1 protein-coding gene is annotated in these 3,742 nt (G+C 69.9%); it reads right to left on the bottom strand.

Annotation, left to right across the window (positions count from 1 at the left end; translation table 11 throughout):
* On the bottom strand, positions 1–3,742 hold a 3,742-nt coding region (locus tag ACWDA7_RS51195), incomplete at both ends, for an outer membrane protein assembly factor BamB family protein (protein WP_450614875.1).

Genomic DNA, 3,742 nt, shown 5'->3' with positions numbered 1-3,742 from the left:
TGCCGGCGGTGGCCCGGAGCTGGTCGGCCGAGGCGATGATCGCACCCCAGATCGGGGCGGACAGGCTGGTGCCGCCCACCTTGAACCACACGGAGCTGGTGGTGCCGTCGGGGTTGGTCATCGTCAGGTAGACCGGCACGCCGGTGGCGGGGTCGGCCACGAAACTGACGTCCGGCGTGGCCCGCAGCGGCGAGGACTGCACGCCGTCCTGGTAGGCCGGCCGCGGCTCGAAGTAGCTCAGGCCGCCGCCGGTGCCCTTCCACGCCGTCTCGTTCACGGTGTTGCCGTTCGCGTCCAGTTGGAGGTTGGTGCCTCCGATGGCCAGGGCGTAGGGGTTGGTGGCGGAGTAGCTGGCGGGGTAGCCGAAGTCTCCGGTGGACTGGACGCAGACCGCGTCGGCCAGCTTGCAGTGGCCGTCGTAGAAGGTCTCCTCGGAGAACTCGCCGGCGCCCCAGCTGTTGCTGACCGCCGCCGGGTGCAGTGCCGCGGCCGTGTCTTCGGCCCGGGACAGCGCGGCCATGGTCGGGTCCTCGGCCTCGACCAGGACGATCTTGGCGTGCGGGGCCACCGAGTGCGCCCACTCGATGTCCAGCGCCTCCTCCTCGTTCCAGCCGGTGTCCGCCTCGGGCTGGGTGCCGTCGGCGTAGACCTGCTGGAAGTCGAAACAGTCCGCTCCCGCACTCACCGTGTCGCAGGTGGGCGGCAGGTTGAAGTGTGCGGAGAAGTGGTTCAGGTCCTCCTTCGCCGTCGGGTAGTGGTAGGCGTCGACGATCGCGATCGTCTGGCCGGTGCCGTCACCCTTGAGGCCCAGGCGTGCCTGGATCTGCTGCGGGGTGTAGCCGCGGGTGACCTCGCCGTCGTTGTCGGCGCCCGCGCTCAGCTTCTTGGCCGCGGGAGTGCTGCTCTGGATCTCGATCGGGAGCGAAGCCGTGCCGATCGGCATGCCGAGATCCTTCAGCGGGCTCGCGCTGCGGAGGTTGTTGCCCTGGGAGTGATCGGCCCCGGCGGCGGCCTGCGGGGAGGCGGCCGGTGCGCCACCGGTCGGAGGCACCGGGATCCGGGTGGGCTCGTCCTCGGAGAGCTTGTAGGTGGTCAGGCCGTGCGGGAAGTAGTCGATGTCACCGACGCGCTCACCGATCGCCTGGCTCGAGATGTTCAGGGCCCGCCAGTCGAGCGCGAGACCGATGATGTCGTCACCCGGTCCGTCGCCCAGATTGACTGTCTGCACCTGGCTCGCACCCAGGGCGAAGTCCGTGGCACTCTCGCGGAGGAACCCGTCGTTGGCGGCGAAGGGCGTGTCGTAGGACCACAGGGCCTGGTAGGCGCCTACGAACGCTTCGGTTCCACCGACGGACCTGGCGAACACTCCGGAGTGGAAGCCGAAGAAGGTGGGCACGTCTTGGGGGTCGCTGCCGTCCGCCGGGTAGAACATGTCGTTGAACTCACGCATCTCGACCAGGCCGGTCTTCTTGGACGCGGCGAAGCCCTGTGACATTCCGGGGCTGTCGTAGCTCTTGATCACCGCGCCGGTGCGGGAGTCCAGGATCTGGACCGGGTGGTGGTAGGTCCTGAAATCGCCGGTGAACGCGAAGGCGACACCATGCCCGTCCGCGCCCGGGACGCCCGGGTCGGCCAGAGCGGGGTTGATCGGCGAGATCGCGACGGCACCGGTCGGGGTCCGGGTCCAGAGCGGGGTGCCGGTGGCGGCGTTCAGGCTGACGGCCGTCGGCGCCGGGTCGGTGGTCTCCGTGGGGAGGCCGAACCCCTCGTGGGTGCCGCCGCACTCGAAGAACAGGTGTCCGGTGTCGTCAGTGGTGACGGTGGAGAAGACCAGGCTCTTGTGCTCCGTGCCCTTCGGCCGGTACGTCCACCGCTGCTTGCCCTGCGGGGTGTAGGCGGTCAGGCTGCTGCCCGGGACGACGATCTCGGATCCGCCGTGGCCGTCGCCCACTACCGTGAGCGAGGCGACGTACCCGCCTGTGCGCACATTCGCCCGCACCTGACCGGTGTGCGCACTCAGCACCTCGAAGCCGTGGTCCGTCGCGGCCACCATGGAGTCGTCTGCCCCCTCCTTGCCGACGTTCGGCAGGAGATGCATGGCGTGCACCGAGCTGTCGACCGTGGCCCGCCACAGGACGGTCGGCGCCGCCTTCTTCAGGGTCCTGCCGTCGAGCGCGAAGACACCGCGGCTCTGGCCACCGGTGATCAGGTCCTTGACCCCGTCCCTGTTGACGTCCGTCGCGACGGCCGCGTAGGGATCGCCGGTCAGGGGCGTGGCCTGCGCCTTGCCGCTGCGGGGGTCGAGCGTGTAGGCGGTGTCGTCGTAGCCGACGGTGAGCAGTCCGCCCTGGTAGTGGGTGATCGTGTCACCGGAGACGGCGCCCTCCTGCCGCCAGACCAGGTGACCGGTCGTGGAGTTCAACGCGATGAGTTGGGTGTGCTCGGGACCCGCGGGGGTGGCGGCGGTGGCGCTCGTCGGGTCGGAGAGCGAGGCGAACACCTCGCCGCCCTTCGCCCCGGAGGACAGCTCCATGACCGGGGCGTTCGGCCCGCTGACCGTGGAGGCGGTGGTGTACGACCAGAGGGTGTGACCGTGGCTGTCCCAGCCGGAGATGGTGCTCTGACCGTCCGACATGTCGGCGTTGATGCCGAGCTCCGCGACCGCGAACCGGGGCTGCCCGTCGTCCGCGTTCGGCAGGACCTGGAACGCCTCGGGGATGGTGCCCTCACGCGAGGCGAGCACCGTGCGGTCGCCGCTGTGCGCGTCGATCGCGGTCAGGTCCCAGCGCACCCTGTCGAAGGGGTCGTTCTGCTCGACCACCAGGACGCGGTCCGCGCCCGGCTCCTTGACCAGCATGCGGGGGTAGCCGGGCGTCTTGGTGTGCGCCGCGACGCTGCCGTCGGAGGTGTTGAGCACCAGTACGTTGCCGTCGGTCGGCCTCGGGCTTCCCAGGTCCATGGGTGTGTCGGACCAGGACGCGGCGATCCGGCCGGTGCCCATCGACGTCAGATCGCCCCAGTACGCCCAGGGCGCGTGCGTCGAGTAGGTCCAGTCGGCGGCCCCGGCGAGATTGCCGTGAGCGGCGCGGCTGAAGCTGTAGGCGGTCAGGTTGCTGCGGCTGTCGCCCTGTTCGGCCACCGGATCGCCACCCCAGTCCGGGCCGACGGTGTTGGCGACGATCAGCTTGCCGCCCTGGACCAGCATGTTGCCGACGTAGCCGGGAATCAGCTTGCTCCACGCCGTCTTTCCGTCACGGCCGTCCAGAATGGTGACGAAGGTGCCGTAGTCCACCTGCGAACCGGGGGAGGAGAACGGCCGGAACGGCCAGTCGCCCACCGCGTAGGCCACGGCGACGTCCTCGACACCGTCGCCGTTGAAGTCGCCGGTCACGTACGGCTGCTTACCGGTGGCCGACATCTGGTACGGGTTGTAGCCGGCATAGAGGTTCGGCAGGTAGGGATAGGGCTGAAACCAGTGGTTCGGGGTCACTTGCCAGTCCTTGTACAAGGACGTGGCTCCGCGGTTCCACACCTGCTTGCCGCGGGCGCCGTAACGGGCGACGGTGCCGCCACTGTAGACGGCCACCCAGTCCTTGGTGCCGCCGAGCGGCAGGCTCTCGGCGTAGCCCCGCGCGGTCTCCCACTGGCCGGTGCGCTTGAAGCCGGGGGTGGTGGACGTGGTGTCCGTCTGCTTGCCCGAGCCGAGCGTCGCCTTCGGGGCCGTGCCCGGCAGCGGCGGTGC

This window comes from Streptomyces sp. NPDC001156, from assembly GCF_053598275.1.
Note: the sequence above shows the minus strand (reverse complement) of the source record. Positions and strands in the feature narration are given on the sequence as shown.